The sequence below is a fragment of the Nocardioides koreensis genome (assembly GCF_039531775.1).
Taxonomy (GTDB): domain Bacteria; phylum Actinomycetota; class Actinomycetes; order Propionibacteriales; family Nocardioidaceae; genus Nocardioides; species Nocardioides koreensis.
Genome location: NZ_BAAAQR010000011.1, coordinates 105,854 through 131,566, shown reverse-complemented (window position 1 = coordinate 131,566; position 25,713 = coordinate 105,854). Strand labels below are relative to the sequence as shown.

The following is a 25,713-nucleotide window of genomic DNA, read 5'->3' as shown; positions in this document are numbered from 1 at the left end:
CTATTCCGGCGCGGCCACCGGCTCGGCGACGACCACCACGTTGCTCAGGTAGCCCTGCCCGTCCCAGTCCTCGCAGGTGACCAGGACCAGGCGTCCGGGCACGTCCTGGCTGAAGAGCCGCTCGGCGTGGTCGGCCACCGCCCCCTTGCCGTAGACGGCGACCTTCGTGACGGCGTACCTGATCCGGCCGCGGTCCGTGCGCACGGTGACGGTGTCACCGCGGCGCAGGGTCTCCAGGTCGTCGAGCGCCCCGCCACCGGTGTGCACTGTGTGCCCGGTGACCAGGGCGCTGCCGCGCGCCGCACCGGGACGGGCGCCGCCGGCCCACCAGCCCAGCTGCTGCGGGTCGCTGGGCGGGACCAGGGTCCCACCCGGGGCCTTGACCGGCAGCACCGGAGCCGCGACGTGGAGGGCCGGGATCAGCACGCGTCGCGGAGCACCGGGGACCCAGGCGGCCCGGGTGGCCTCGGCCGGGACCGAGGCCACCGTCGGGCTGGAGGGCCGCGATGTCGGCGCGTGCCCGGTGACGCCCGCGCCGGGAGCCTGCAGGAACCAGCCCAGCAGGCCTCCGGCGACGAGCACGACACCGACCGCGGCCACCGCCCAGGAGCGGCGGCCGCGGCCGGTCGTCTCACTCCTGGCCGTCGACACCGTGGCGGCGGCGCGTGACGAAGGTGGTCACGGTCAGCAGGGCACCGAGGCCCACCAGCAGCAGCGGCCACGGGGAGCGGACGAAGTCACCGAAGGCGGAGTGGCCGTTCTCGCCGGCGTCCACAGCGGTCGGGACGGACCCGTTGCCACCCTGGGCCTGGGCCGGGGAGACCTCGGTGTTGTTGCTGTTCGGGCCGGTCGACGCCTGGGTGCCCAGCACCTCGGTGTCGTCACCGGCGGTAGCGCTGTCGCTGTCGGTCTCGGTCTCGGTGGACGTCCCGGGCGTCTCGGTGTCGGTGCTGGTCCCGGTGCCGTTGTCGTCTCCGGTGTCGTCGCCCGTGTCGTCACCGGTGTCCGAACCGCTCTCGCACGACTGGACCCAGAAGACCTTGGTCTTGGTGTCGTTGCCCTTCGAGCGCGGCGTCGCGACTGTCAGCTTCACGTGGTAGCCCTGCTTCGGGTGCGGGTCGCCGGTGAAGGAGAGGGTGTAGGTCTCGCGGCCGTCGAGCCCGGTGTCGGTGCCCGCACCGGTGGCGGGGTCGCCACCGACGAAGACCGAGCCGGGGCCGTCGACCGTGAGCCCGACGTCCTTGGTGGGGGCCTGCATCGCGAAGGACACCGTCGAGACGACGTCGTCCCCCTCGTCGTAGCCGTACCACTCGATCTCGAAGGAGCAGCCCACGTGCGGGGTGTTGTTGGGGATGGAGTCCATCTCGCCGAGCGGGGCGATCTTCACCGTGCCGTTGTTGCCGGCCGGGTCGCCGTGCTCGCCGGAGCTGCCGTGGCTGCCGGAGTTGCCGTTGCTGCCGGAGCTGCCGGAGCTGCCGTTGCCGTTGTTCCCGCCGGCGTTGCCATGGGATCCGGCGTTGTCGTGGTCCGAGCTGCCACCGGAATTCCCGTGGCTGCCGCCCTGGCCCTTCCCGCCCTTGCCCTTGGTCTTGTGCTGATGGCCGGACTTGTCCTGGCGCTTGCCCGGGGCGTGGGCCTGGCTGGTGCTGTTGCCGTGGTTTCCGTTGCCTGCCTCGGCGCCGGCCGGGAGGGCCACGCCGCCCCAGCTGGTGACCACCAGTGCGGCGGTGAGAGCGACGGATCGTCGGACGTTCAGTGCTCGAAGCATGCTGAGGTTCCCCCAAATTCAGCCGGCGCGAACCGGCGCTGTCAGTTGACCAAACGGCACGTCCCCGAGACAGTCGTGCTGGTCCGGGAGTGCCCCGGACCTGGATGACACAAACCGGCCAACGAGAAAAACTTGTGACAGTCACTGGTTTGTGAGCCACGACACCGTCACACCCCCTTGTGGTCTAGACCACAAGGGCTCTCGGAAAGGTCCCCCGCCTTGTCCCGTCCCCTGTCCCGTCTGGCGACGCTGGTCGCCACCATGGCCGTCCTGCTCGCCGGCCTCCTGACGGCCACGACCGCACCCGCCTCGGCGAAGATCTGGAAGGTCCCTGCGCCGAACCTCTCGCTCGACCCGCTCACCCACCTGACGGAGTTCGAGAACCGGATCGTCGTCCAGATCAACAAACGACGGAAGAAGGCCGGCCTCAAGCCGGTGCGCTACTTCAACAGCTGCGTCGACGGCTTCTCCGAGCGCTGGGCCAGGCACCTCGCCGAGACCGGTGAGTTCGTGCACCGCAACCAGCGCAAGATCCTGCGGCGGTGCGACCTCACGTGGGTCGGCGAGACCCTGGTGCGCGGGACGGCCCTGACCCCCGCGAGCGCGGTCAAGGCCTGGATGCACTCCCCCGAGCACCGCGCGGTGATCATGAAGCCGCGGGCCAACCGCGCCGGTGTCGGGGTCCGTCTCGGCGGGGGCCAGGTCTACGCGGTGCTGAACTTCGGCGACTTCAACTAGTGCCGTCGCCGGCGCTGCACCTGGCCGTCGCGACCCGGGCGTTCCGTCGGTACTCCACCTACACCGGCGCGACCCTGGCGGGCATCTTCACCAACTCGGTGTTCGGGATCATCTACTCCTACGCCTACCTCGCACTGTGGTCCCAGCGACCCGACGCCGGCGGGTACGACGCCACCGACGCCGTGACCTACGTCTGGATCGGCCAGGCCCTGCTCATGACCGTCGCGCTCTGGGGCGGCGGCACCACCGACGACCTGGCCGACCGGATCCGGTCGGGGGACGTCGCGGTGGACCTCTATCGGCCGGTCAACCTGCTCGGTTGGTACCTCGCCGGGGACCTGGGCCGGGCGGCCTACCACCTGCTGACCCGTGGCCTGGCGCCGACGGTGGTGGGCTGGATCCTCTTCGACATCCGCTGGCCCGGATCGGTCGTCGCGTCACTGGGCGTCCTGGTCAGCATCCTGCTGGCCGTCGTGGTCAGCTTCGCGATGCGGTTCCTGTTCGCGTCGACGGCGTTCTGGCTGCTCGACGCCCAGGGTCCCCGCGTGCTCAGCGGCGTGCTGGCCCTCTTCTGGAGCGGGATGGTCCTGCCCCTCGTGATCTTCCCGGGCGCCCTCAAGGCGGTGGCGCTCGCGCTGCCGTGGGCGTCGTACCTCCAGACCCCCGCCGACATCTGGCTCGGCCACCGCACCGGCTGGGCCCTGGTCGGCGGGCTCGGGCTCCAGGTCTTCTGGGCGGTCGTCCTGCTCGGCTGCTGCCAGCTGGTGCTGAGCGCTGCGACGCGCAAGGTGGTGGTTCAGGGTGGCTGAGCAGCTCGGGGGCGCGGTGACCGACTACCGCTCCATCGCGGCAATGTGGATCCGGGCGTCGCTGGCGTACCCAGTGTCCTTCTGGGTCATGACGGTCGGCGGCGGGCTCACCACCGCCCTCGACTTCGTGGGGCTGTGGCTGATGTTCCACACGATCGACTCCCTCGGTGGCTTCACGCTCACCGAGATCGGCCTGCTGTACGGCGCGAGCGGAATCGGGATCGGGATCGCCGACCTGCTCATCGGCAGCGTCGAGCGGATCGGCGCGCACGTCCGGATGGGCACCCTCGACACGATGATGGTGCGTCCTGTCCGGCTCCTGGTCCAGGTCTGCGCCGACCAGTTCCAGCTGCGGCGCGTCTCCCGCATCGTGCAGGCCCTGGTTGTCTTCGCCTGGGCGGGCTGGTTCGTGGAGTGGACGCCGGCGCGGGTGCTGGTCGCGCTCGAGATGGTCGTGGCGGGCTCGGTGATCTTCTTCTGCCTGTTCGTGATCTTCTCGTGCGTGCAGTTCTGGACCGCCGACGCCAGCGAGTTCGCGAACGCGTTCACGTACGGCGGCAACACCGTCACCCAGTACCCGCTCAGCGTGTTCCCCCGAGAGCTGGTGAAGTCGCTGACGTTCGTGCTCCCGCTCGCCTTCGTGAACTGGTACCCATGCCTCTACCTCCTCGGCCGACCCGACCCGTTCGGGCTGCCACAGTGGCTGCAGTTCGCGGCCCCCGTCCCCGCGGCACTGCTCGTGGTCCTGAGCGCGGTCGTCTGGCGCGCGGGCGTCCGCCACTACACCTCCACCGGGAGCTGAGATGTCCCTCATCGACGTCAAGGACCTCGAGCGAACGTTCGTGGTGCGCCGCCGGAACGGTCGCTTCGCGCGCACACGTACCGAGGTGCGGGCCGTCCAGGACCTGACCTTCCAGGTCGGCGCCGGCGAGATGGTCGGCTACATCGGCCCGAACGGTGCCGGGAAGTCGACGACGATCAAGATGCTCACCGGCATCCTCGTGCCCACCGGCGGCCACCTGCAGGTCGCCGGCCTCGAGCCGAGCCGCCGGCGTACCGAGCTGGCCCGGCGGATCGGCGTCGTCTTCGGCCAGCGGACCACGCTCTGGTGGGACCTGCCGCTGCGCGACTCCTTCGAGCTGCTGCAGAAGATCTACCGGATCCCGCCCGATCGCTACCGCACCAACCTCGAGGAGTACGTCGAGCTGCTCTCGCTCGGCGACCTGCTCGACACCCCGGTCCGCCAGCTGAGCCTCGGCCAGCGGATGCGGGGCGACATCGTGGCGGCGCTGCTCCACGACCCCGAGATCCTCTACCTCGACGAGCCCACCATCGGCCTCGACGTGGTGAGCAAGGGCCGGCTGCGCGACTTCCTGCGCACGCTCAACGCCGAGCGGGGCACGACGCTGCTGCTGACCACCCACGACCTGCAGGACATCGAGGCGCTGTGCCGGCGGGTGATCGTGATCGACCGCGGCACGGCGGTCTTCGACGGTGACCTCGCCGACCTGCACCGGCACGGCGGGTCGATGCGCACCCTGGTCGTGGACCTGGTCGACGAGGCAGCGCCGATCGTGGTAGCGGGCGCGGTGATCCGGCGTGTCGAGGGGCCCCGCCAGTGGCTGTCCTTTCCGACCGACGCCAGCGCAGCCCCGCTGGTGGCGGCCGTGGCGGCGACGTACGACGTGGCCGACCTCTCGATCCAGGAGCCGGACATCGAGGACGTCATCCGCGAGCTCTACTCGCGGTAGCGGATCCGGCCGGCAGCGAGCCACCGGGTTTTCTTGACTCGTTCCAGAACCCGCGGCAGGGTCGAGGAAGCGCTCGAGCTGACCCCGGTGTGGCATGTGTGCCGCCCGCCGGGGCACGACCATCCCGAGCAGCCCCCATCGCAAGGAGAGACGATGCCTGAACTGCCCCAGCCCCACGGACCCGGCTCGATCGCCACCGCCCCGTCACAGGAGGCGCACCTGGGATCGACCACCGACACGGGTGCTCCGGCGCCCAGCGACCGCAACTCGCTGACGCTCGGCCCGGACGGGCCGATCCTGCTCCACGACGTGCACTTCCTGAGCCAGATGGCGCACTTCAACCGCGAGCGCATCCCCGAGCGCAACGTGCACGCCAAGGGCTCGGGCGCGTTCGGTGAGCTCGAGACCACCGAGGACGTGTCGAGGTACACCAAGGCGGCGCTGTTCCAGAAGGGCGTCACGACCGAGATGCTGGCGCGCTTCTCCACGGTCGCGGGCGAGCAGGGGTCACCGGACACCTGGCGGGACCCGCGCGGCTTCGCGCTGAAGTTCTACACGACCGAGGGCAACTACGACCTCGTCGGCAACAACACCCCGATCTTCTTCGTCCGCGACACCATGAAGTTCCCGCACTTCATCCGCAGCCAGAAGCGCCGCGGCGGCTCGGGCCTGCGCGACAACAACATGCAGTGGGACTTCTGGAGCCTCAACCCGGAGTCGGCCCACCAGGTGACCTACCTGATGGGTGACCGCGGCATCCCGAAGACCTTCCGTCACATGAACGGCTACGGCTCGCACACCTACCTGTGGATCAACGAGGCCGGCGAGAAGCACTGGATCAAGTACCACTTCCACAGCAACCAGGGCGTCGAGGGCCTGACCGACGCGGACGCCACCCGCATCGCCGGCGAGGACGCCGACTTCCACCGTCGCGACCTGTACGACGCCATCGCCCGCGAGGAGTTCCCGAGCTGGACGCTGTCGATCCAGGCGATGCCCTACGAGGACGCCCGGACCTACCGGATCAACCCGTTCGACCTGACCAAGATCTGGCCGCACAGCGACTACCCGCTGATCAAGGTCGGCACGATGACCCTGAACCGCAACCCGGAGAACTTCTTCGCCCAGGTCGAGCAGGCGGCCTTCGAGCCCAGCGCGCTCGTCCCGGGGATCGGCTTCTCCCCCGACAAGATGCTGCTCGGCCGGGCCTTCGCCTACTCCGACACGCACCGCTACCGGATCGGCCCGAACTACCTCCAGCTGCCGGTCAACCGTCCCAAGGTCGAGATCAACAGCTACACCCAGGACGGGCCGATGGCCTACGAGCACCGATCGGACGACCCGGTCTACGCCCCGAACTCCTTCGGGCGCGGCTACGCCGACGAGGTCGGTGAGGTCACCGACGGCTGGGAGACCGACGGCGCGATGGTCCGGCAGGCCTACACGCTGCGGGCCGACGACGACGACTTCTCGCAGGCCGGCACCCTGGTCCGCGAGGTCTGGGACGACGAGCAGCGCGAGGCCTTCGTCAAGACCGTGGCCGGGCACCTGCTCGGCGGCGTGGAGGGCGACGTGCTCGAGCGCGCGTTCCAGTACTGGCACCACGTCGACGCCGAGTGCGGCAAGAAGATCGAGGAGCTCGTGCGCAGCGGCGCGGACCTCGGTGCCCCCGGCGCCAAGCCGGGCGACGCCAGGGCCGACGCGGGCACCCCGATCGTGGAGCAGAACACCCACGCCGGGTGAGCTCCGGGCTCGCACCATGAGGAGGCTCGGGCCGGTCGCCCACCGCTGGCCTAGGGCACGAGATCCGCGATGACGTCCAGGTCGGTGTACTCGGGCGCGGATGCGAGGACCTCGGCCAGACTGGCCCGCAGCTCCTGGACGCCTTCCTGGCGCCGAGGGTCGTGCTCACGGGCCCGGGCCTTCTCCTCGCTCTCGAAGACGACCAGCACCAGCATGCGGGCAGGGTCCTTCTGGTCCTGCATGACGATCGTGCGGAGAAGTCCGGAGTCGGGCTGCTCGAAGGCCCGCAGCCGTTCCACTGCCTCGCCGACAGCGTCGACCTTGCCTTCCTCCACACGGACGGTGCTCAGCTGGGCCCACATGGGGGTCCTCCCTTCGTGACCTGGAGCCGAGTGTTCTCGCACGGGGTGGCCGCTGCAATGGCCCGATCGGACAGCCCATGTCCGGGCGGCATCGCTGCCGCCCATCGCTGGTCAGAACAAGGTGGTCGCGCGGCCATCATTGCCAAGCCGACACTCCCACCGCCAGCAGAAGGCTCGCCAGCACCACTCCTGCGGCGAGGAACCGCTAGGCCAGCGGCGCGCGCAGCGAGCAGCGTGCGGCGTACCGCTCCCCCGCGACGTCGACCTCGAAGCCGCCGGAGGCGAGCCAGTCATGGGTGACCGGGCCGTCGTGGCGCAGGTAGCCGAGGCCGACGCACGCGCCCGCGGTCTCGCCCCAGGCTGCGCTGGTGACCTGACCGACGGGCACGCCGGCACGCAGGACCAGCTCGCCACCCCACAGCATCGGCTCGGGCGAGTCGACCACGAAGGACACCAGGCGCCGGCGCCGTCCGCCGGCAGCGAGGGCAGCTCGGTGGGTCTCCAGCGCGGCACGGCCGAGGAACTCCTTCCCGCGACTCAGCGCCGTCGCGAACACCAGCCCCGCCTCGACCGGGCCGTAGTCGGGGGTCAGCTCGCGGCCGAAGGCGCGGTAGCCCTTCTCGAGGCGCAGCGACTCGATCGTGTAGTAGCCGGCGTCGGTCGCTCCCCCGGCCTTCAGCAGGTCGTAGGTCCCGGTCGCCAGCTCCACCGGGACCATCAGCTCCCAGCCGAGCTCACCGACGTAGGTCATCCGGGTGGCGCGCAGGGTCGCGAACCCCAGGGAGACCACCCGGCTGGTCGCGAACGGGAACGCCTCGTCACCGAGGTCGGCGTCGGTCAGGGGCTGCAGGAGGTCGCGGGACCGCGGCCCCATCACCCCCAGCACGGCGTGCGCCGTCGTGACGTCGGTGAGGGTGGCCCCGCAGCCGTCCGGCCGGTGGCGCTCGAGCCAGTCGAGGTCGCGCACGGTGGCCGCCGAGCTGCTGACGAGCAGGAACTCCTCGGGGCCCACTCGGGTGACCGTCAGGTCGGCCTCGTAGGTGCCCCGCCGGTTCAGCAGCGGCGTGTAGACCACCTGACCTGGCTCGACGTCGACGTCGTTCGCGCACACCCACTGGAGCCAGCCGAGCGCGCCGGGCCCCGCCAGGACGTACTTGGAGAACGACGTCTGGTCGAAGACCGCCACGTCGCTCCGCGTGGCGCGCTGCTCCGCGGCCGACCAGGGCAGCCACGACGGCTTGCCCCACGTGTAGTCCAGGCGCGCCTGCGACCCCGCCGGCGCGAAGACGTTGGGCCGCTCCCACCCCATCTTCGACCCGAAGACCGCGCCGGCAGCGGCGAGCCGGTCATGCACCGGTGAGCACCGGAACGGGCGCGCCGTCTCCAGCTCCCGGTTGGGCCACGGGACCGCGTAGTGGAGGCCCAGCACCTCCGCCACGCGGGAGCGCAGCCAGGTGTTGTTGGCGTTGAACGGCGCGAACCGGCGCACGTCGACCCCGACCAGGTCGGTGCTCGGCTCGCCCTCGACGACCCACTCGGCCAGCGCCCGGCCCGCCCCACCGGCGGAGGCGATGCCCACGGAGTTGAACCCCGCGCCGACGAAGAACCCGCGCAGCCCGGGCGTCTCCCCGAGCAGGAACTGGTTGTCCGGGGTGAACGACTCGGGGCCGTTGTAGAACTTGCGGACACCGGTGTCGGCCAGCGCCGGGACCCGGCGCACCGCCTCGTCCATGAGCACCGAGAAGTGCTCCCAGTCCTCCTCGAGCAGCTGGAACTCGAACGGGTACGGGATCGTGGCCGGCGACCGCCACGGCTTGGCCTCCGGCTCGAACCCGCCGACGACCAGGCCGCCCACCTCCTCCTTGAAGTAGGTCCAGCCGTCCGGGTCGCGCATGATCGGCAGGCCCGGGTGCACGCCGGCGATCGGCTCGGTCACCACGTAGAAGTGCTCCGCGGAGTGCAGGGGCACGGTCACCCCGACCTGGTCGCCGAGGGCCTTGGCCCACTGCCCCGCGCAGTTGACCACCACCTCGGCCTCGACCAGGTGCTCCTCCCCCGCCACCTCGGCCCGCACGCCCGTGACCCGACGCCCGGCGGCCGTGCCCGCCACCGTGAGGCCGAGGACCCGCACCCGCTCGGCGATCCGCGCGCCCCGCATCCGCGCGCCCCGCGCCAGCGCCATGGTCAGGTCGGTCGGGTTGACCTTGCCGTCTCCCGGCAGCCAGATGGCCCCGAGCAGGTCGTCGGTGGCCATGGCGGGCCACAGGTCACCGGCCTGGCGCGGGGTCAGCAGCTCGCACTCCATGTCGTACGCCGCGGCGTTGGCCGCCGTGCGCCGCAGCTGCACCATCCGGTCCTCGGTCCGGGCGACGATGACCCCGCCGACGTTGCGGTAGCCGGTCGCCTGCCCGGTCTCGGCCTCCAGTGAGGAGTACAGCTCCGCGGAGTACTGAACCAGACGGGTGCCGCTCTCCGAGGCCCGCAGCGGGCCGACCAGCCCGGCCGCATGCCACGTCGTGCCGCAGGAGAGCGAGCCCTGCTCGAGCAGCAGCACGTCGGTCCAGCCGAGCCCGGCCAGGTGGTAGGCCACCGACGTGCCGATCACGCCACCGCCCACGACCACCACGCGGGCCCGGGAGGGCAGCTCAGTCGTCACGACCGATCTCCTCGAGCAGCCGCTCGAACAGCGGGCTGGTAAACGTGGTGGCCGCCTTCTCGAAGCGTGACTCACCCCAGGTGTGGAAGTCCGCCTCGATCGGGCTGGCCGCGGCCTGGATCGCGCCCCACAACGCCCAGCCGTACTCCGACACCAGCGACTGGAGCCGGACCCGGGCGAGCTCGTGGCGCGTGCGACGGCCGAAGTAGGCGGTCACCAGCGCCTCGACCTGGTCACCGTCGAGATCGCACTCGGTCGCGGTGTTGCCGAGCTCGAAGCACGGGTCGTTGTTGCCCGAGTACTCGTAGTCGATCACCCAGATCTTGGCCCCGTCGTCGACGAAGTTGGCGGCGAGCAGGTCGTTGTTGCACGGGACCGTCGGCCGCGGCCTGGCTCCCAGCGCTGCCTTCACGCGCTCGAACGGCTCCAGGAAGTCGGTGTAGCGCGCGAACAGCGGGAAGCCGCGTTCCCGGACGGTCGCGAGGTAGCGCGCCTGGCGGGCGAGCATGTCGAAGTCACCGGTGAAGCGCGGGCCGTCGTGCAGCTGCCGGCACGCGGCCGCCACCCGCGCGAGGATGCCGGGGTCCGCGAAGTCGGCGTTCGTCAGGGTCCTGCCCGAGAGGTAGTCGATGACGAGCACGCCGAGGTCCGGCAGGTGGTCGACGACGCCCGGGCCCACGCCCGCGGCCGCCGCCGCGCGAGAGTTGTCACACTCCGCGTCCCGGTCGATCCCGAGCAGGTCCGGGTCTCCGCGGTAGACGCGAACGACGACGTCCCGTTCGGGGGTGGTGACGTGCAGGTTGCGGTTGGTCAGGCCACCGGGCAGGTCGGTCACGGTGCGCGGACGACCCTGCAGGACCGGGATCCGGTCGAGCAGGGCCTCCAGCTCCGCGTCGGTCGAGGTCACGACTCAGGCGTCGAAGGCCTCGACGACCGCCTCGTCGATGGTGTGCTTGGGACCGGTGAACCACTTCCGGGCCGAGGCGAACCACCAGATCGTCAGCAGCAGCAGCGCACCCAGCGTCACGATCGGCGCGTAGTTGACGAACTTCCACTCGAACTCGTCGCGGAACGGGTTCGCGGCCGGCGTGGAGGGCATCATCAGGTAGATCGACACGATCAGGATCTCGGCGACCGCCAGCGGGTTCATCCACTTGTACTTCGCGCCGTTGTTCCACGAGCCGAGCTCGAACTTGCTGCCGTGCCGCCAGCGCAGCCAGATCGGGATCGCGAAGGCGAGGTAGAGGCCGATGACCGCGATCGAGGTGACGGCGTAGAAGGCCAGCGGCACCGGTGTGCCGTTGACGTTGACCTCGATGAGGGCCGGCAGGGTGAGGAGGGCACTGACCACGGCGACCCCGACCACGGCGTGCGCCGGGACCCGGTTGGCGGTCAGCCTCTTCCAGTAGCCCGAACCCGGGATGGCCCCGTCGCGGCTGAAGGCGAAGGTCATCCTCGAGGCGGAGGTCATGCAGGAGGTGGCGCAGTAGAACTGCGCGGAGGCCGAGATGAACAGCACGAAGGTGGCCCAGTTGCTGCCCAGGGCCCCGACGAAGATCGGCGCCACCCCCGTGCCGGCCAGGGCGTTGTCCGGCTGTCCCTGCGCGTTGTCCGGGATCGCGAAGACCACCGCGAGCAGCAGGATGTAGCCGCCCAGGACCGAGTACGCGATGGATCGCCAGATGCCCTTCGCTGCGGCCTTGGATGCCGTCGAGGTCTCCTCCGACAGGTGGGCGGAGGCGTCGAAGCCCGTGATGGTGTACTGCGTCAGCAGGAAGCCGAACGGCACGATCGCGAACCAGAAGGCGAGGCTGCTCGTGCTGCCTCCGCCGTACCCGGAGTTGTTGAAACGTTCGGTGAAGACGTAGCTGACGCTCTGGTGCTGGTCGGGGACGAAGATGAGGATCAGCACGATCACCGAGGCGCCGACCACGTGCCACCACACGGACACGTTGTTCACGATCGCCATCAGGTGGCCGCTGAAGATGTTGAGCAACGACCCCAGCGCGAGGACGACCACGAAGATGAGGAAGACCCGCCCCAGCGAGTAGTCGTTCGCGTAGGAGTCCGAGTAGGTGCTGATCGTCAGGTCGATGAACGTGGCGCAGCCGTAGGACACACCCGCGGTGACCGCGATCAGCCCGATCAGGTTCAGCCATCCGGTGAAGAAGCCGGCCGCGGGCCCACCGAGCTTCGACGCCCACCAGTAGATGCCGCCCGAGGTCGGGTAGGCCGAGACCAGCTCGGACATCGTGAAGCCGATCATGAGGATGAGCAGCCCGAGGATCGGCCACGTCCACGAGATCGAGATCGGGCCGCCGTTGTTGAATCCGGCACCGAAGTTCGTGAAGCAGCCGGCGAGGATGGAGATGATCGAGAACGAGATGGCGAAGTTGGAGAAGCCGGACCAGCTCCGGTTCAGCTCCTGCTTGTAGCCGAGTCTCGCCAGGTGCTTCTCGTCCTCCGTCAGGTGCGGGGGGACTTCGTGTTCCGCGATTGGTTCGTGCGCTTCAGGCATGGTGACACACCTTCTCGGGGTGAACGGAGCCGATTGATCGGAGGCTAGACCTGCTCCGAGAGGGTCGTAAATAGTCGTACCCAAAGTTGGTCTGAACTCAGACCTTTCAGCATTGACACCCCGAAGACCGAGGCCAAGGATGAGCGCATGACGGCCGCGCCCGCGCACGATCTCACCGAGGCGGTGCTGCGGCCCGTGCGCGGGCACCACGCCTTCGAGGCGTGCGTGGAGCAGCTGGCCACCACCATCCGGCTCGGGGTCTACCCGCTCGGCTCGACACTGCCCTCCGAGCGTGAGCTCGCCGCCCGGCTCAAGGTGTCTCGGGCGACGTTGCGCGAGGCCATCGCCGCCCTGCGCCAGGCAGGACTGGTGCAGACCAGGCGCGGTCGCGGAGGTGGGACCGTCGTGACCCTCAAGCCGCGGACGCCCTCGGCGCGGGCCGCGGCGCGCACGTCCGCCGAGCGACGGCGGGACTGGCTGGACGCGCTCGACTTCCGCCGCATCGTCGAGCCGGGCGCGGCCCACCTGGCGGCGCGCGCGCAGCTCTCGGAGGCCGCGCGTGCGCAGCTCGAGGAGGCCCATCGGGCCGTCGCGTCGGCCCGCAAGCCGGCCCAGCACCGCCAGGCGGACTCGCGCTTCCACCTGACGCTCGCGGCGCTGACCGGCTCGGCCCGCCTGATCGAGGCGGTGACCTCGGTGCAGGCCACCCTGCACGAGATGCTGCTGGCGATCCCGGTGCTCGAGGCCAACATCGCCCACTCCGACCGCCAGCACGCCGCCCTGGTGCGTGCCGTCCTCGCGGGCCGGGCCGACCGGGCCCGGACGGTGATGGAGGAACACTGCGACGACACCGCCGCGCTCCTGCGCGGGCTGGTGGGCTGAACCCCGACCATCGGCAGGAGAGTGCCTTGGGAACACGCAACGAGCGGTACCTCACCATGACCGAGCTCGTCAGTCGCATCGAGGACGGCGAGATCGACACCGTGGTGGTCGCGTTCACCGACATGCAGGGACGGCTGCAGGGCAAACGGCTCCACGGGCGCTACTTCGTCGACCACGTGGTCGACCACGGCACCGAGGGCTGCAACTACCTGCTCGCCGTCGACGTCGACATGAACACCGTCGACGGCTACGCGATCTCCTCGTGGGACCGGGGCTACGGCGACATGGAGTTCGTCCTCGACCACCACACGATCCGACTCCTCACCCACCTGCCGGCCACGGCCATGGTGCAGTGCGACCTGGTCTGGCCTCCCACGGACGGAGCACAGCACTCCCCCGTGGTCCAGTCGCCCCGCGCCATCCTGCGTGGCCAGCTCGACCGCGCCGCCGAGCACGGCTGGGTCGCCCTCGCCGGCACCGAGCTGGAGTTCATCGCCTTCGACACGTCGTACGAGCAGGCGCACCTCAGCGGATACCGGGACCTGACGCCGGTCAACCAGTACAACGTCGACTACTCGATCCTCGGCACCAGCCGTGCCGAGCCGCTGCTGCGCAGCATCCGCAACCACATGTACGACGCCGGCCTCGACGTCGAGGGCGCCAAGGGCGAGTGCAACCTCGGGCAGCACGAGATCGGGTTCCTCTACGCCGACGCGCTGACCACCGCCGACAACCACGCCGTCTACAAGAACGCGGCCAAGGAGATCGCCGCCCAGCAGGGCAGGTCGATCACGTTCATGGCGAAGTTCAACGAGCGTGAGGGCAGTTCCTGCCACATCCACCTGTCCCTGCGGGGCCGGGACGGCGAGCTGGTGTTCTGGGACGACGAGGCACGGCGCCGCACCCCGCTCTACGACCACTTCGTCGCGGGGGTGCTGGCGACCGCCGCCGACTTCACCCTGCTCTACGCACCGAACATCAACTCCTACAAGCGGTTCGCCGACGCCTCCTTCGCCCCCACCGCCATCGCCTGGGGTCACGACAACCGGACCTGCGCAGTGCGCCTGGTGGGCGAGGGGCCGGCCGCCCGGATGGAGAACCGCATGCCCGGGGCGGACGTGAACCCCTACCTCGCCCTGGCGGCGATGCTCGCCGGCGGCCTGCACGGCATCGAGCACGAGCTGCCCCTGCCCGAGGAGCTCGTGGGCAACGCCTACCGCTCCGACCGGCCGCGGGTGCCCGCGACGATGGCCGCGGCGCGCGAGGCCTTCGCCGCCTCCACCGTCGCCAAGGAGGCCCTGGGTGCGGACGTGGTGGACCACTACGTGAACATGGCGGACGTGGAGCTCGCGGCCTACAACGCGGCCGTCACCGACTGGGAGCTCCGACGCGGATTCGAGAGGCTGTGATGACCGACACGCACACCGTCCTGAACCCGGCCACCGCGCAGCCGGTCACCGACGTGCACCTCGCCTCGGTCGAGGAGGCGGACGCCGCGATCGAGCGTGCCCATGAGGCCTTTGCGACCTGGCGGGCCGTGGCCCCCGGGGAACGCGCGGCGCTGCTGCGCCGCTTCGCCGCCGTCGTCGACGAGCACATCGAGGAGCTCGCCGGGCTCGAGGTCCGCAACGCCGGGCACACCTGGGGAAACGCCCGGTGGGAGGCCGGCAACGTCCGGGACTGCCTCAACTACTACTCGGGCGCTCCGGAACGCCTCTTCGGCCGCCAGATCCCGGTCGCCGGCGGCACCGACGTCACCTTCCACGAACCGCTGGGCGTGGTCGGCATCATCGTGCCCTGGAACTTCCCGATGCCCATCGCCGGCTGGGGATTCGCCCCGGCTCTCGCCGCCGGCAACACCGTGGTGCTCAAGCCGGCCGAGCTGACCCCGCTCACCGCCATCCGCCTCGGCGAGCTCGCGCTCGAGGCCGGGCTGCCCGAGCACGTGCTGTCCGTGGTCCCCGGCAAGGGCACGGTCGTCGGCGAACGCTTCGTGACCCACCCGCTGGTGCGCAAGGTCTGCTTCACCGGCTCCACCTCGGTCGGGAAGCGGATCATGGCCGGCTGCGCCGACCAGGTGAAGCGGGTGACCCTCGAGCTGGGTGGCAAGAGCTCCAACATCGTCTTCGCCGACGCCGACATCGCGGCCGCAGCAGCGGCGGCGCCGTACGCCGTCTTCGACAACGCCGGCCAGGACTGCTGCGCCCGGTCCCGCATCCTCGTCGAGCGGTCGGCGTACGACGAGTTCCTCTCGCGGCTGGAGCCGGCCGTGACCGGGATGCGCGTGCTCGACCCGAGCGACGAGGCCAGCGAGATGGGTCCGCTGATCTCCGCGGAGCAGCAGCGCACGGTGGAGGGCTACCTCGACGAGGTCGAGGTGACGATCGCCGGGACCACCCCGGGCGGCGACGGCTTCTGGGTGCCCCCGAGCGTCGTGACCACCGAGGACCCCGCAGCCCGGATCTGGCGCGAGGAGGTCTTCGGGCCGGTCGTGGCGGTGATGCCCTTCGACGACGAGCCGCACGCGGTCGAGCTCGCCAACGACACCGAGTACGGCCTCTCCGGCTCGATCTACACCGCCGACCTGGGCCGGGGCATGCGCGTCGCCCGGGCGGTCGAGGCCGGCAACCTGAGCGTCAACTCGCACGCCTCGGTGCGCTACTGGACGCCGTTCGGCGGCTACAAGCAGTCCGGCCTGGGACGGGAGCTCGGACCCGACGCCCCGATGGCGTTCACCGAGGAGAAGAACGTCTTCATCGCCCACTGATCCGCACCGAAAGCAGAGGGAACATGGCAGGACGCATCCAGGGCAAGGTCGCCGTCGTCACCGGAGGCTGCTCCGGCATCGGGCTGGCGACCGTGCAGCGCTTCGTCGAGGAGGGCGCCCGGGTCGTGGTCGGTGACATCGACGAGCAGCGCGGCCACGAGCTCGTCGGCCAGCTGGGCGGGACCGACCTGGCGACCTTCGTGAAGGTCGACGTCACCGACAAGGAGCAGGTCGACGCGCTGTTCCGGACCGCGAAGGACAGCTACGGGGCGGTCGACATCGCCTTCAACAACGCGGGCATCTCACCGCCGGAGGACGACTCGATCCTCGACACCGACCTCGAGGCCTGGCGGCGGGTGCAGGAGGTGAACCTGACCAGCGTCTACCTGTGCTGCAAGGCCGCGCTCCCCCACATGCTCGAGCAGGGGTCGGGGTCGATCATCAACACCGCGTCGTTCGTCGCGGTGATGGGCGCAGCCACCTCGCAGATCTCCTACTCCGCCTCGAAGGGCGGCGTGCTGTCGATGTCACGCGAGCTCGGCGTGCAGTTCGCGCGCCAGGGCGTCCGCGTGAACGCGCTATGCCCGGGGCCGGTGAACACGCCCCTGCTCCAGGAGCTGTTCGCCAAGGACCCCGAGCGGGCCGCGCGCCGGCTCGTGCACGTCCCGGCCGGCCGGTTCGCCGAGCCCGAGGAGATGGCCAACGCCGTGCTGTTCCTGGCCTCCGACGAGTCCAGCTTCATCACCGCGAGCACCTTCCTCGTCGACGGCGGCATCTCCGGCGCCTACGTGACGCCGCTCTGAGGATGGCCGTCCCCGTCATCGGCCTGACGACCTACCGCGAGCACGCCGCGTGGGGGGTGTGGCGACAGCCCGCCGATGTGCTGCCCGCCCAGTACGCCACGGCCGTCGAGCAGACCGGCGGCGTGCCGCTGCTGCTGCCGCCCGTCGCGCAGGTGGAGGCCGCGGACGCCGTGCTCGCGCGCCTCGACGCCCTGGTGGTCAGCGGCGGTGCGGACATCGACCCCACCCGGTACGGCGCGGAGCCGCATCCCCGCACCGCCGGCTGGCGCGAGGACCGGGACGCCTGGGAGCTGGCCCTGCTCGACGCCGCCGATGCGATCAGGCTGCCGGTCCTGGGGATCTGCCGCGGGATGCAGCTGATGGCGGTGCACGCCGGCGGCAGCCTGCACCAGCACACCCCCGACCTCGTCGAGCACGACGAGCACAGCCCGGGCGGCGACGTCTTCGGCGAGATCGAGGTGGCCACGGTGGGTGGGAGCCGGGTCGCCGCCCTGGTGGGTGAGCGGCTCACCGTCAGCTGCCACCACCACCAGTCCGTGCTCGAGCATCCCGGCTACGTCGCCAGCGCGCACGCGGGCGACGGCTCCGTCGAGGCCATCGAGTCCGAGGGCGACCGGTTCTGGCTGGCCGTCCAGTGGCACCCCGAGACCGCCGCCGACGTGGGGCTGCTGGCGGGCCTGGTCCGGGCCGCCGCGACCTACGCGGCCGGGCGCGGGCGGTGAGGCCGGCTCCGGCGCCGGTCCTCGTCAGCGCCCACCGCAACGGCGCTCGCGACGACCCGGCCCTGGAGAACACGCCCGCCGCGCTCGACCGCGCGGTGGCCACCGGCGCGGAGTACGTCGAGCTCGACGTCCGCCGCTGCCGGGACGGCACGCTGGTCCTCAGCCACGAGTCCTGGGTGCTGCTCGGTGGAGAGCTGTGCCCGGTCGCGCAGCTCTCGTACGACGAGTTCGCGGCGGCGGCGCCCGGCGCGCTCCGGTTCGAGGACGCGGTCGGGCTGCTCGCCGGGCGGGCCGGCGTCCACCTCGACCTCAAGTTCCGGTCCCCCGCGGAGGCCTACGCGTCGCCGGGCGGGGCGCTCGAGGTCGCGGCCGTGGCCCGCGCCGTCGAGCTGGCGGGGCCGGCGAACGTCGTCGTCACCACCGGGAACGTCCAGGCGATCCGGGCGGTCCGGGACTGGTCCGACGCCGCGGGGCTCGGCGTACGGGCCGGTCTGTCGGTCGGCGGCTCGGTCGCCGGGCGTCCCCTGGCCGAGCAGGTGCGGTCGCGGTGGTCCGAGCTCTTCCCCGCGCCGCGGTTCGCCGAGTCACGCGCCGATGCCGTCGTCGCCAACCACTGGCTCGCCCTGCTGGGCGTCGCCCGGTTCGCGCGCCGGGCCCGGCTCCCCCTGCTGGTGTGGACGGTCGACCACCCGCTCCTGCTGCGCTACTGGCTGCGGCCAGGACGGGCCTGGATGGTCACCACGAACCGTCCCGAGCTCGCGCTGTCCATCCGGGGTGCCAGAATCCAGCCGTGAACGCCGAAACCGACGTCCTGGGCGAGCCCTACCTGGCCGAGACCATCGACTTCCCCGACGACGACGAGGGGCCCGTCGTCGCCACCCTGGTCAGCAGGCTCGCCGGGAGACCGACCACGCGAGCGGTGCTGCACGTCCACGGCTTCGCGGACTACTTCTTCCAGACCGGGTACGCCGAGTGGTGGAACGAGCGCGGCTACGACTTCTACGCCCTCGACCTGCGCAAGTACGGCCGCTCCATCCGGCCGCACCAGACCCCCAACTACGTCGGCGACCTCCGCGAGTACTTCCCCGACCTCGACGCGGCCTGGACCCGCATCACCGAGCGGGACGGCCACACCCACGTCGTCGCGAGCGCCCACTCCACCGGTGGCCTGGTCCTGCCGCTGTGGGCCGACGAGCGGGCCGCCGGGCTCGGGGAGCTCGCCGGCATGGTGCTCAACTCGCCCTGGCTCGACCTGCAGGGCTCCACGCTGCTGCGGACGGTCGGGACGACGGTCATCAAGCAGCTCGGTCGTCGCGCGCCCCGGCGCGAGATCCCGCGCAAGGTCGACGGCCTCTACGCCCGCAGCCTGCACCGGGACCATGACGGCGAGTGGGAGTTCGACCTGAGCTGGAAGCCGCTGAAGTCGTGGCCGGTCTTCGCCGGCTGGCTGGCCGCCATCCGGCACGGCCACGCCCGGCTCCAGCGCGGGCTGGACGTCGCCTGTCCCGTGCTGGTGCTCAGCTCCGACCGGTCCACGCTGCCGGCCGCCATGAACGACGACGTGCACAGCCACGACATCGTCCTCGACGTCGAGCACATCCGGCGCTGGTCCACGGCCATCGGTCGGCACGTCACCTACGTCGCCGTGCCCGGCGCCCGGCACGACGTCGTGCTGTCCCTGCCCCGGCCGCGCGCCACGGCGTACGACCAGATCGGCCGCTGGCTGACGGCGTACGTCGACTGACAACGATCCGGGCACGGGCCCGCTACCCGGACCGGGCGAACTACGCTGTCGACAGGTGCCCGGCTCGGGCACGACGGCCCAGGAGCACCAGCGATGACCGACCAGACTCCCCAGCCCGGTCCCGGGACCGGGACCCGCCCCGGCGAGCTGCTCGACCGGTTCCTCGCCCGGCTCGTCGACGGCATCCTGCTCGCCGTCGTCGACGGCGTGGTGGTGACCGGGATCGTGGTCGGGGCGGTCATGGGTGACAGCAGCGGCCTGTACTACGGCGCGTCCGGGTACGCCGCCTCCGCGGTCTCGGCCGTGCTGGGCGCTGCGCTCTACCTCGGCTACTTCGGCTACCTCGAGTCCACCCGCGGCCAGAGCGTCGGCAAGATGGTCATGAAGCTCCGCGTGCTGGGCCCCCAGGGCGGCAACCCGACCCTGGAGCAGTCCCTGCGTCGCAACTGCTGGGTCGCCTTCGGCGTGCTCGGCGTGGTGCCCGTCATCGGCGGCCTCGTGGGCGGGATCGCCTCGCTCGTCGCGGTCGTCATGATCGCCGTGGGCATCAACAGCGACACCGTCAACCGGCAGGCCTGGCACGACCGGTTCGCCGGCGGCACCCACGTCGTCAAGGAAGGCTGAGCGTCGAGGAGCGCTGGTCAGTTCAGCAGGAAGGCCGCGAGAGCGACCGCGCCGACGAGCACGATGAACGCCCGCAGCACCGGCTGCGGCAGCCGCCGGCCCACCGTGGCGCCGACCTGCCCGCCGATCACGGAGCCGACCCCGATCAGCGCGGCGACCTTCCAGTCGACGTGCGCCACGAGGATGAAGAGCAGGCCGGCGACCCCGTTGACGATGGCCGCGAGGACGTTCTTGACCGCGTTGAGCCGCTGCAGGGTCTCGTCGACGCCGATGCCGAGCACCGCCATCAGCAGCACGCCCTGCGCGGCGCCGAAGTACCCGCCGTACACACCGGTGAGCAGGACCGCGGGCCACACCCACCACGCGCCGTGGTGCGGCATGCCGCCGGTGACCTCGTGCCGGGCGGCGACCCACGCGGAGATCCGTGGCTGGAAGACGACGAGGACCAGGCCCAGCAGGATCAGGGCCGGCACGATGGCCGCGAAGGCGCCCTCGGGCAGCACCAGCAGCAGCAGGGCGCCGGCGAGCCCCCCGACCAGCGAGGCGACGGACAGGCGCAGCACGCGGCTCCGCTGGCCGTCCAGCTCGCGCCGGTAGCCGACGGCCCCCGACACCGAGCCGGGCACCAGCCCGACGGTGTTGGAGACGTTGGCCGTGACCGGAGGAACGCCGAACGCCAGCAGGGTCGGGAACGTGATCAGCGTTCCCGACCCCACCACCGTGTTGATGGTCCCGGCGGCGAGTCCTGCGAGCAGGATCGCCGTGGCTTCGAGAGGTGTCACGGGTTGGCGGGCGCCTCCGGGTCGGCGCCCGGGTCGGTGGCCGCCGGAGCGCCACCCTTGCCCGGGTTGGCCGCGCTGGCCGCCTCCGCGATCGCGGCCTCGACGGCGGCGTTGGTCTTCGCCAGCTCGCTGTCTCCGCCACCGTGCTCCGGCAGGACCGGCTCGGCGCTGCCCATGTCGACCCGCGTCTTGGGACCCTCGACCTGCTGCGGGATGCCCTGCAGGTTGTTCATGGTCGAGCCGAGGCCCTCGAGGGCCTTGCCGATCTCGCTCGGCACGATCCAGAGCTTGTTGGCTCCGCCCTCGGCGATCTTCGGCATCATCTGGAGGTACTGGTAGGCCAGCAGCGACTGGTCCGGGTTGCCGTCGTGGATGGCCTGGAACACCGTCTGGATGGCCTGGCCCTCACCCTGGGCACGCAGGATCGAGGACTCCCGGTCGGCCTGCGCCCGCAGGATCTGCGACTCGCGCGCACCCTCGGCGTTCAGGATCGAGGACTGCTTGGAGCCCTCGGCCGTGAGGATCGCCGCCTGGCGCTGGCCCTCGGCAGTGAGGATGACCGCGCGCTTCTCGCGGTCGGCGCGCATCTGCTTCTCCATCGAGTCCTTGATGGACGGCGGCGGGTCGATGCCCTTGAGCTCGACCCGGTTGACCCGGATGCCCCACTTGCCGGTGGCCTCGTCGAGCACGCCGCGCAGGCCGGAGTTGATCTGGTCGCGGCTGGTGAGGGTCTCCTCGAGGTCCATGCCACCGACGATGTTGCGCAGGGTGGTCATGGTGAGCTGCTCGATCGCCTGGATGTAGTTGGCGATCTCGTAGGTCGCGGCGATCGGGTCGGTCACCTGGAAGTAGATGACGGTGTCGATCGAGACCACCAGGTTGTCCTCGGTGATCACCGGCTGGGGCGGGAAGCTGACGACCTGCTCGCGCAGGTCGATCAGGTAGCGCACCCTGTCGATGAAGGGCACCACGATGTTGAGGCCGGCGGGCAGTGTCTGCTTGTACTTGCCGAAGCGCTCCACGATGCCGGCGCGTGCCTGCGGCACGATCCGCACCGTCTTGGCGAGCAGCACGATCACGAACAGGAACAGCAGCGCGAGCAGTATCAACACAGCCGTCATGCCGTCCTCCTCTCTCTTTTCTGGGTCCGTCAGGACTCGAGCGTCGGGACGGGGTGGACGTAGGCGGTGGCGCCGCGGATCTCGAAGACCTCCACGGTCTCCCCCGGCGCGATGGTGAGCTCTTCGTCGTACGGCGCGGCCGACCAGATCTCACCGGCCAGCCGGATCCGGCCGGGCTCCAGGGAGGTGATCCGCTCGGTGACGACCCCGCGCTGGCCGACCAGCTTGCCGTGGCCGAGCCGGAGGTCGGGGCCGCTGTGGAGGCGCTTGACGATGTTGGGGCGCACCAGGGCGAGCATCGCCACCGACGCGCCGGCCGCGACCAGCACCTGGAGGATGAGGGCTCCACCGAGCAGGCCGGTCAACATGCCGGCCATCGCGCCGACCGCGAGCATGATCAGGATCAGGTCCAGACTGAACATCTCGGCCACCCCCAGGGCGGCGGCCAGAGCCAGCCAGGCCGCCCACTGGTTGTCCCCGAGCCAGTCCATGCCTCGACTCTATCTGTGTCGCGGGTGCCGGCGTGCAGCGAAACGGCCATCCTGGTGGGACAGAACCAGCGGCATCCCGAACGTCGCCGAGAGGTTGGCCTCGGTGACGACGTGGTCGAGCAGGCCGGAGGCGACCACGCGGCCCTCGCGCAGCATCAGCGCGTGGGTGAACCCGGGCGGGATCTCCTCCACGTGGTGGGAGACCAGAACGGTGGCCGGCGAGTCCGGGTCCATGGCCAGGACCGAGAGCGTGGACACGAGGTCCTCGCGGCCGCCGAGGTCCAGGCCGGCGGCGGGCTCGTCGAGGAGCAGCAGCTCGGGGTCCGCCATCAGCGCCCGGGCGATCTGGACGCGCTTGCGCTCCCCCTCGCTCAGGGTGCCGAAGGTGCGGTCGGTGAGGTGCTTGACGCCCACCTCGACGAGCAGGTCCGTCGCACGGTCGTGGTCGAGCCCGTCGTACGCCTCGCGCCAGCGCCCCACCACGCCGTACGACGCGGACACGACCACGTCGTGCACCTTCTCGTGGCGCGGGATGCGCTCGGCCAGCGCGGCGCTGGTCAGCCCGATCCGGGGCCGCAGCTCGAAGACGTCGACGGTGCCGAGCACCTCGTCGAGGATCCCGGCGACACCCGAGGTGGGGTGGATCTGCGCGGAGGCGACCTGCAGCAGCGTGGTCTTGCCGGCGCCGTTGGGGCCGAGGATCACCCAGCGCTCGTCCTCCTCGACGGTCCACGAGACCCGGTCGAGGAGGGTGGCCGGTCCGCGCCGGACGGTGACGTCGGCGAACTCCAGCACGGCGGTCATGGCGGTCACCCTATCCACCGGGCCCCGGCCCCGCGGTCCCGACCCGAGCGGTGGCGCAGCGTATCGTCGCGGGCCGTGAGCATCACTCTGCCCGCGTCGTGCCGTCTCGCCTGGTGGGGCACGTCGTGGCTGCGCGGCCAGGTCGTCACCGACCTGCTGGTCGACGCCGTGCTGGACGACGACGCGACCCATGCGGTCGCGGGGCTGACCGACGCGGGGCTCGCCGGCGACGACGCGACCGACACCCTGGTCGTGGCGCTGGGCCGGCTGCGCGCCGCGGGCGCGACGAGCTTCGGCGCGGCCCTGCCCGTCGACGGTGACCCCGTCGGGCTGGGCGGGCCGCGGGGCTTCAACACCGCGGCGCTCGAGACCGGCGAGGCGGTGGTCGTCTCCGCGGCCGGGCCCGGCGGGGCGAACGTCGGGCTGGTCCCCCTGCGGGTGGGGGCCGCGATCACCTGGACCGCGCACGCGGCGGACCGTCGCCAGCTGCCGGACGTGGGCGAGGCCGACCGCACGCTGCGCGCCTCGCTGCTCGAGACCGCGGAGGCTCTGGCCCGCCTCGAGGTCGCCCGGTGGCGGCCCGAGGTCGCCGACCGGCTGATGGACCTGCGCCACCGGCCGCACGTCGATGCGCCGGACGGGGTGCCGCCGCGCTGCGTGGACCTCGCCGCTCGCGGGCTGCAGGCGACCGAGATCGTCGAGCTGGCGCTGGAGGACGACGGCGGCGCGGTCACGGCGTACGAGATCGAGACCCGGCGCGCGGCGCTGCGCCCCCTCGAGCGGGCCGGGCGGCGCGCCCTGGTCGCGGCCTGCTCGCCCGAGGTGTGGCCGCCGGCGTAGGAGCGCCCGCTCCGGGCGATAGCCTCGGCCGCGATGACTGACCAGCTGCCCGAGACCCTGCTCATCACGCTGACCGGCAAGGACCGGCCCGGCGTGACGTCGTCGATCTTCGCCACGCTGTCGCGCGCCGGGGTCGAGGTCGTCGACATCGAGCAGATCGTGCTGCGTCGCCGGCTGATCCTCGGCGTGCTCGTCACCACGCCGCGGGACTGGAAGAAGCTCAGGGACGCCGTCGAGGAGACCGCCCGGGCGCTGGACATGACCGTCGACATCGAGCGCGGGGTCGGCGACAACCGGTCGCGTGCGGGCGGACGGGCCCACGTGACCGTGATCGGGACCCCGCTCAAGGCCTCGTCGATGGCCGCCGTGGCCGGCCGGATCGCCGACTCCGGCGCCAACATCGACCGGATCGAGCGGATGGCGCGCTACCCCGTCACCGCGATCGACCTGCACGTCTCGGGCACCGACCCGGAGTCGCTGCGCAGCGTGCTGGCCGCCGAGGCCGCCCGGCAGGGCATCGACATCGCCGTCCAGCCGGCCAACCTGCTGCGGCGGGGCATGCGGCTGATCGTCATGGACGTCGACTCGACGCTGATCCAGGGCGAGGTCATCGAGATGCTCGCCGCGCACGCCGGTTGCGAGGAGGAGGTGGCCTCGGTCACCGAGGCCGCGATGCGCGGGGAGATCGACTTCGAGGAGTCGCTGCGTGCCCGGGTCGAGCTGCTCGCCGGGGTCGAGGAGTCCGCGCTCGACGAGGTGTACGACGACATCGTGCTCGCCCCGGGGGCCCGCACCATGGTGCGCACGCTGCGCCGGCTCGGCTACCGGTTCGCGATCGTCTCCGGCGGCTTCAGCCAGATCACGGACCGGCTCGCGGCCGACCTCGGCATCCACTTCGCCCGGGCCAACCGGCTCGAGATCGTCGACGGCCGGCTCACCGGCCGGATCCTCGGCGACGTCGTGGACCGCGCCGGCAAGGCCACGGCCCTGCGCCAGTTCGCCGCCGAGGTCGGCGTCAGCGAGGCCTCGGTGATCGCCATCGGCGACGGGGCGAACGACCTCGACATGCTCAACGCCGCGGGCCTCGGCATCGCCTACAACGCCAAGCCGGTCGTCCGCGACGCCGCCGACACCGCGGTCAACGTGCCCTACCTCGACGCGATCATGTACCTCCTCGGCATCTCCCGCGAGGAGATCGAGGCGGCCGACGCCGAGGCCGGCATCGTGACCCCCGCGCCTCCGGTCTGACCACTCGATCGAGCGGGTCGAGACTCACCCGCGCCCGACGTGGAAGGCCATGACCCGGGCCGTCCCGGCGCCCAGGTCGGCCCACGCCCCGTCGTACTCCATCACCGTGGCCGCTCCTGCGGGGTAGCCCATCGCCATCTCGTTCGAGGCCTCCGCGTCCCCCTCGCCGTCGTCGAGCATCTGCGCGAGGTAGGCGATCGTCGGGTTGTGACCCACCACGACCAGGGTGTCGGCCTCCGCGGGGGTCGACCGCATCAGGTCCAGGGCGGTCTCCGGGCCGGCGGTGTAGAGCCCTCGGTCCACGTCCGCCTCGACGACCCAGCCGGCGGCGTCGGCGAGCGCCTCCCAGGTCTGCCGGGTCCGGGCCGCGGCGGAGACGAGGGCGTGGTCGGGCCGGATGCCGCGCGCGGCGAGCCAGGACCCCACTTCGGCGGCGGCCTCGCGACCCTGCTCGAGGAGCGCGCGCTCCAGATCGGTGGCCGCGGCGTGCTCCGCCTTGGCATGACGCATGACCACGATCCGTCGCGACTGCTGCTGCAC

At 71.4% G+C, this 25,713-nt stretch carries 26 protein-coding genes; 15 read left to right on the top strand and 11 right to left on the bottom strand.

What is annotated here, in order from left to right:
* Together ABD268_RS17015 and ABD268_RS17010 are read right to left on the bottom strand one after the other, a co-directional pair.
* Entirely contained in the window at positions 1–651 is a 651-nt protein-coding gene (locus tag ABD268_RS17015; protein WP_344154911.1) for a class F sortase, read from the bottom strand.
* Positions 632–1,768 (bottom strand): hypothetical protein, encoded by a 1,137-nt coding sequence (locus ABD268_RS17010; protein ID WP_344154908.1) that lies wholly within the window; start codon positions 1,766–1,768, stop codon positions 632–634. The genes ABD268_RS17015 and ABD268_RS17010 overlap by 20 nt, the downstream gene beginning before the upstream one ends.
* Positions 1,769–1,987: 219 nt before the next feature.
* Here ABD268_RS17010 and ABD268_RS17005 point away from each other — a divergent pair, with 219 nt between their 5' ends.
* The 5 genes from ABD268_RS17005 (at position 1,988) to ABD268_RS16985 (ending at position 6,809) form a co-directional block, all read left to right on the top strand.
* Positions 1,988–2,506 (top strand): CAP domain-containing protein, encoded by a 519-nt coding sequence (locus tag ABD268_RS17005; protein WP_344154905.1) that lies wholly within the window; start codon positions 1,988–1,990, stop codon positions 2,504–2,506.
* Complete coding sequence (locus ABD268_RS17000) at positions 2,506–3,315, top strand: ABC transporter permease (protein WP_344154902.1); 810 nt, start codon at positions 2,506–2,508, stop codon at positions 3,313–3,315. The genes ABD268_RS17005 and ABD268_RS17000 overlap by 1 nt, the downstream gene beginning before the upstream one ends.
* On the top strand, positions 3,308–4,117 hold the full coding sequence (locus ABD268_RS16995; RefSeq protein ID WP_344154899.1) for an ABC transporter permease: 810 nt from the start codon (positions 3,308–3,310) through the stop codon (positions 4,115–4,117). The genes ABD268_RS17000 and ABD268_RS16995 overlap by 8 nt, the downstream gene beginning before the upstream one ends.
* A 1-nt stretch (position 4,118) precedes the next feature.
* Positions 4,119–5,066, top strand: coding sequence for an ABC transporter ATP-binding protein (locus ABD268_RS16990; protein ID WP_344154896.1), 948 nt, complete (start codon positions 4,119–4,121; stop codon positions 5,064–5,066).
* 153 nt (positions 5,067–5,219) lie between these two features.
* The gene (locus tag ABD268_RS16985; protein ID WP_344154893.1) at positions 5,220–6,809 is read left to right on the top strand and encodes a catalase; all 1,590 of its coding nucleotides are present in this window, start codon (positions 5,220–5,222) and stop codon (positions 6,807–6,809) included.
* A 50-nt stretch (positions 6,810–6,859) separates the two neighbouring features.
* Here ABD268_RS16985 and ABD268_RS16980 read toward each other — a convergent pair whose 3' ends face one another.
* The 4 genes from ABD268_RS16980 to ABD268_RS16965 all read right to left on the bottom strand — a co-directional run bounded on the left by ABD268_RS16980 (position 6,860) and on the right by ABD268_RS16965 (position 12,345).
* Complete coding sequence (locus ABD268_RS16980; RefSeq protein WP_344154890.1) at positions 6,860–7,171, bottom strand: antibiotic biosynthesis monooxygenase; 312 nt, start codon at positions 7,169–7,171, stop codon at positions 6,860–6,862.
* 205 nt (positions 7,172–7,376) lie between these two features.
* The gene (locus tag ABD268_RS16975) at positions 7,377–9,827 is read right to left on the bottom strand and encodes a GcvT family protein (protein WP_344154888.1); all 2,451 of its coding nucleotides are present in this window, start codon (positions 9,825–9,827) and stop codon (positions 7,377–7,379) included.
* Positions 9,817–10,734 (bottom strand): phosphotransferase, encoded by a 918-nt coding sequence (locus tag ABD268_RS16970; protein ID WP_344154885.1) that lies wholly within the window; start codon positions 10,732–10,734, stop codon positions 9,817–9,819. The genes ABD268_RS16975 and ABD268_RS16970 overlap by 11 nt, the downstream gene beginning before the upstream one ends.
* Positions 10,735–10,737: 3 nt before the next feature.
* A complete protein-coding gene (locus ABD268_RS16965) occupies positions 10,738–12,345 on the bottom strand; it encodes an amino acid permease (RefSeq protein ID WP_344154882.1) in 1,608 nt (535 codons plus the stop codon).
* A gap of 147 nt (positions 12,346–12,492) precedes the next feature.
* Here ABD268_RS16965 and ABD268_RS16960 point away from each other — a divergent pair, with 147 nt between their 5' ends.
* From ABD268_RS16960 to ABD268_RS16925, 8 genes are all read left to right on the top strand, one after another.
* Entirely contained in the window at positions 12,493–13,227 is a 735-nt protein-coding gene (locus ABD268_RS16960) for a FadR/GntR family transcriptional regulator (RefSeq protein WP_344154879.1), read from the top strand.
* 26 nt (positions 13,228–13,253) lie between these two features.
* Positions 13,254–14,636, top strand: a complete 1,383-nt coding sequence (locus ABD268_RS16955; RefSeq protein WP_344154876.1) for a glutamine synthetase family protein — start codon at positions 13,254–13,256, stop codon at positions 14,634–14,636.
* The gene (locus ABD268_RS16950) at positions 14,636–15,994 is read left to right on the top strand and encodes an aldehyde dehydrogenase family protein (RefSeq protein ID WP_344154873.1); all 1,359 of its coding nucleotides are present in this window, start codon (positions 14,636–14,638) and stop codon (positions 15,992–15,994) included. The genes ABD268_RS16955 and ABD268_RS16950 overlap by 1 nt, the downstream gene beginning before the upstream one ends.
* Before the next feature lie 23 nt (positions 15,995–16,017).
* Positions 16,018–16,797 carry a 3-oxoacyl-ACP reductase gene (locus ABD268_RS16945; RefSeq protein WP_344154870.1) on the top strand — a complete coding sequence of 260 codons (780 nt, stop codon included), beginning with the start codon at positions 16,018–16,020 and terminating at the stop codon, positions 16,795–16,797.
* A gap of 2 nt (positions 16,798–16,799) precedes the next feature.
* Positions 16,800–17,519 carry a gamma-glutamyl-gamma-aminobutyrate hydrolase family protein gene (locus ABD268_RS16940; protein WP_344154867.1) on the top strand — a complete coding sequence of 240 codons (720 nt, stop codon included), beginning with the start codon at positions 16,800–16,802 and terminating at the stop codon, positions 17,517–17,519.
* The gene (locus ABD268_RS16935) at positions 17,516–18,313 is read left to right on the top strand and encodes a glycerophosphodiester phosphodiesterase (RefSeq protein WP_344154864.1); all 798 of its coding nucleotides are present in this window, start codon (positions 17,516–17,518) and stop codon (positions 18,311–18,313) included. The genes ABD268_RS16940 and ABD268_RS16935 overlap by 4 nt, the downstream gene beginning before the upstream one ends.
* Complete coding sequence (locus ABD268_RS16930) at positions 18,310–19,263, top strand: alpha/beta hydrolase (protein ID WP_344154861.1); 954 nt, start codon at positions 18,310–18,312, stop codon at positions 19,261–19,263. The genes ABD268_RS16935 and ABD268_RS16930 overlap by 4 nt, the downstream gene beginning before the upstream one ends.
* Positions 19,264–19,356: 93 nt before the next feature.
* A complete protein-coding gene (locus tag ABD268_RS16925; RefSeq protein ID WP_344154858.1) occupies positions 19,357–19,887 on the top strand; it encodes an RDD family protein in 531 nt (176 codons plus the stop codon).
* 17 nt (positions 19,888–19,904) lie between these two features.
* Here the strand turns inward: ABD268_RS16925 and ABD268_RS16920 are convergent, their stop codons facing one another.
* The 4 genes from ABD268_RS16920 to ABD268_RS16905 are packed head-to-tail and all read right to left on the bottom strand — an operon-like array spanning position 19,905 to position 23,085.
* Entirely contained in the window at positions 19,905–20,669 is a 765-nt protein-coding gene (locus ABD268_RS16920) for a sulfite exporter TauE/SafE family protein (protein ID WP_344154855.1), read from the bottom strand.
* Positions 20,666–21,790 (bottom strand): SPFH domain-containing protein, encoded by a 1,125-nt coding sequence (locus ABD268_RS16915; protein WP_344154852.1) that lies wholly within the window; start codon positions 21,788–21,790, stop codon positions 20,666–20,668. The genes ABD268_RS16920 and ABD268_RS16915 overlap by 4 nt, the downstream gene beginning before the upstream one ends.
* Before the next feature lie 29 nt (positions 21,791–21,819).
* A complete protein-coding gene (locus tag ABD268_RS16910) occupies positions 21,820–22,281 on the bottom strand; it encodes an NfeD family protein (protein WP_344154849.1) in 462 nt (153 codons plus the stop codon).
* Positions 22,282–22,290: 9 nt separating this feature from the next.
* Positions 22,291–23,085: an ABC transporter ATP-binding protein gene (locus tag ABD268_RS16905; RefSeq protein ID WP_344154846.1), complete on the bottom strand. Its 795-nt coding sequence runs from the start codon at positions 23,083–23,085 to the stop codon at positions 22,291–22,293.
* A gap of 75 nt (positions 23,086–23,160) precedes the next feature.
* Between ABD268_RS16905 and ABD268_RS16900 the strand changes: the two genes are divergently transcribed.
* Positions 23,161–23,925 carry a hypothetical protein gene (locus ABD268_RS16900; RefSeq protein WP_344154843.1) on the top strand — a complete coding sequence of 255 codons (765 nt, stop codon included), beginning with the start codon at positions 23,161–23,163 and terminating at the stop codon, positions 23,923–23,925.
* 33 nt (positions 23,926–23,958) lie between these two features.
* Positions 23,959–25,173 carry a phosphoserine phosphatase SerB gene (gene serB, locus ABD268_RS16895; RefSeq protein WP_344154840.1) on the top strand — a complete coding sequence of 405 codons (1,215 nt, stop codon included), beginning with the start codon at positions 23,959–23,961 and terminating at the stop codon, positions 25,171–25,173.
* Between the two features lie 24 nt (positions 25,174–25,197).
* On the opposite strand, the gene ABD268_RS16890 is transcribed toward serB, so the two are convergent.
* Positions 25,198–25,713: a SixA phosphatase family protein gene (locus ABD268_RS16890; RefSeq protein ID WP_344154838.1), complete on the bottom strand. Its 516-nt coding sequence runs from the start codon at positions 25,711–25,713 to the stop codon at positions 25,198–25,200.

Excerpts from the sequence above, each read along its gene's own strand:
- ABD268_RS16905 (WP_344154846.1), bottom strand. The coding sequence starts at position 23,085 with ATGACCGCCGTGCTGGAGTTCGCCGACGTCACCGTCCGGCGCGGACCG.
- ABD268_RS16990 (WP_344154896.1), top strand. The coding sequence starts at position 4,119 with ATGTCCCTCATCGACGTCAAGGACCTCGAGCGAACGTTCGTGGTGCGC.
- ABD268_RS16915 (WP_344154852.1), bottom strand. The coding sequence starts at position 21,790 with ATGACGGCTGTGTTGATACTGCTCGCGCTGCTGTTCCTGTTCGTGATC.
- ABD268_RS16925 (WP_344154858.1), top strand. The coding sequence starts at position 19,357 with ATGACCGACCAGACTCCCCAGCCCGGTCCCGGGACCGGGACCCGCCCC.
- serB (WP_344154840.1), top strand. The coding sequence starts at position 23,959 with ATGACTGACCAGCTGCCCGAGACCCTGCTCATCACGCTGACCGGCAAG.
- ABD268_RS16945 (WP_344154870.1), top strand. The coding sequence starts at position 16,018 with ATGGCAGGACGCATCCAGGGCAAGGTCGCCGTCGTCACCGGAGGCTGC.
- ABD268_RS16940 (WP_344154867.1), top strand. The coding sequence starts at position 16,800 with ATGGCCGTCCCCGTCATCGGCCTGACGACCTACCGCGAGCACGCCGCG.
- ABD268_RS16950 (WP_344154873.1), top strand. The coding sequence starts at position 14,636 with ATGACCGACACGCACACCGTCCTGAACCCGGCCACCGCGCAGCCGGTC.
- ABD268_RS16960 (WP_344154879.1), top strand. The coding sequence starts at position 12,493 with ATGACGGCCGCGCCCGCGCACGATCTCACCGAGGCGGTGCTGCGGCCC.
- ABD268_RS17010 (WP_344154908.1), bottom strand. The coding sequence starts at position 1,768 with ATGCTTCGAGCACTGAACGTCCGACGATCCGTCGCTCTCACCGCCGCA.
- ABD268_RS16985 (WP_344154893.1), top strand. The coding sequence starts at position 5,220 with ATGCCTGAACTGCCCCAGCCCCACGGACCCGGCTCGATCGCCACCGCC.
- ABD268_RS16910 (WP_344154849.1), bottom strand. The coding sequence starts at position 22,281 with ATGGACTGGCTCGGGGACAACCAGTGGGCGGCCTGGCTGGCTCTGGCC.
- ABD268_RS16980 (WP_344154890.1), bottom strand. The coding sequence starts at position 7,171 with ATGTGGGCCCAGCTGAGCACCGTCCGTGTGGAGGAAGGCAAGGTCGAC.
- ABD268_RS16965 (WP_344154882.1), bottom strand. The coding sequence starts at position 12,345 with ATGCCTGAAGCGCACGAACCAATCGCGGAACACGAAGTCCCCCCGCAC.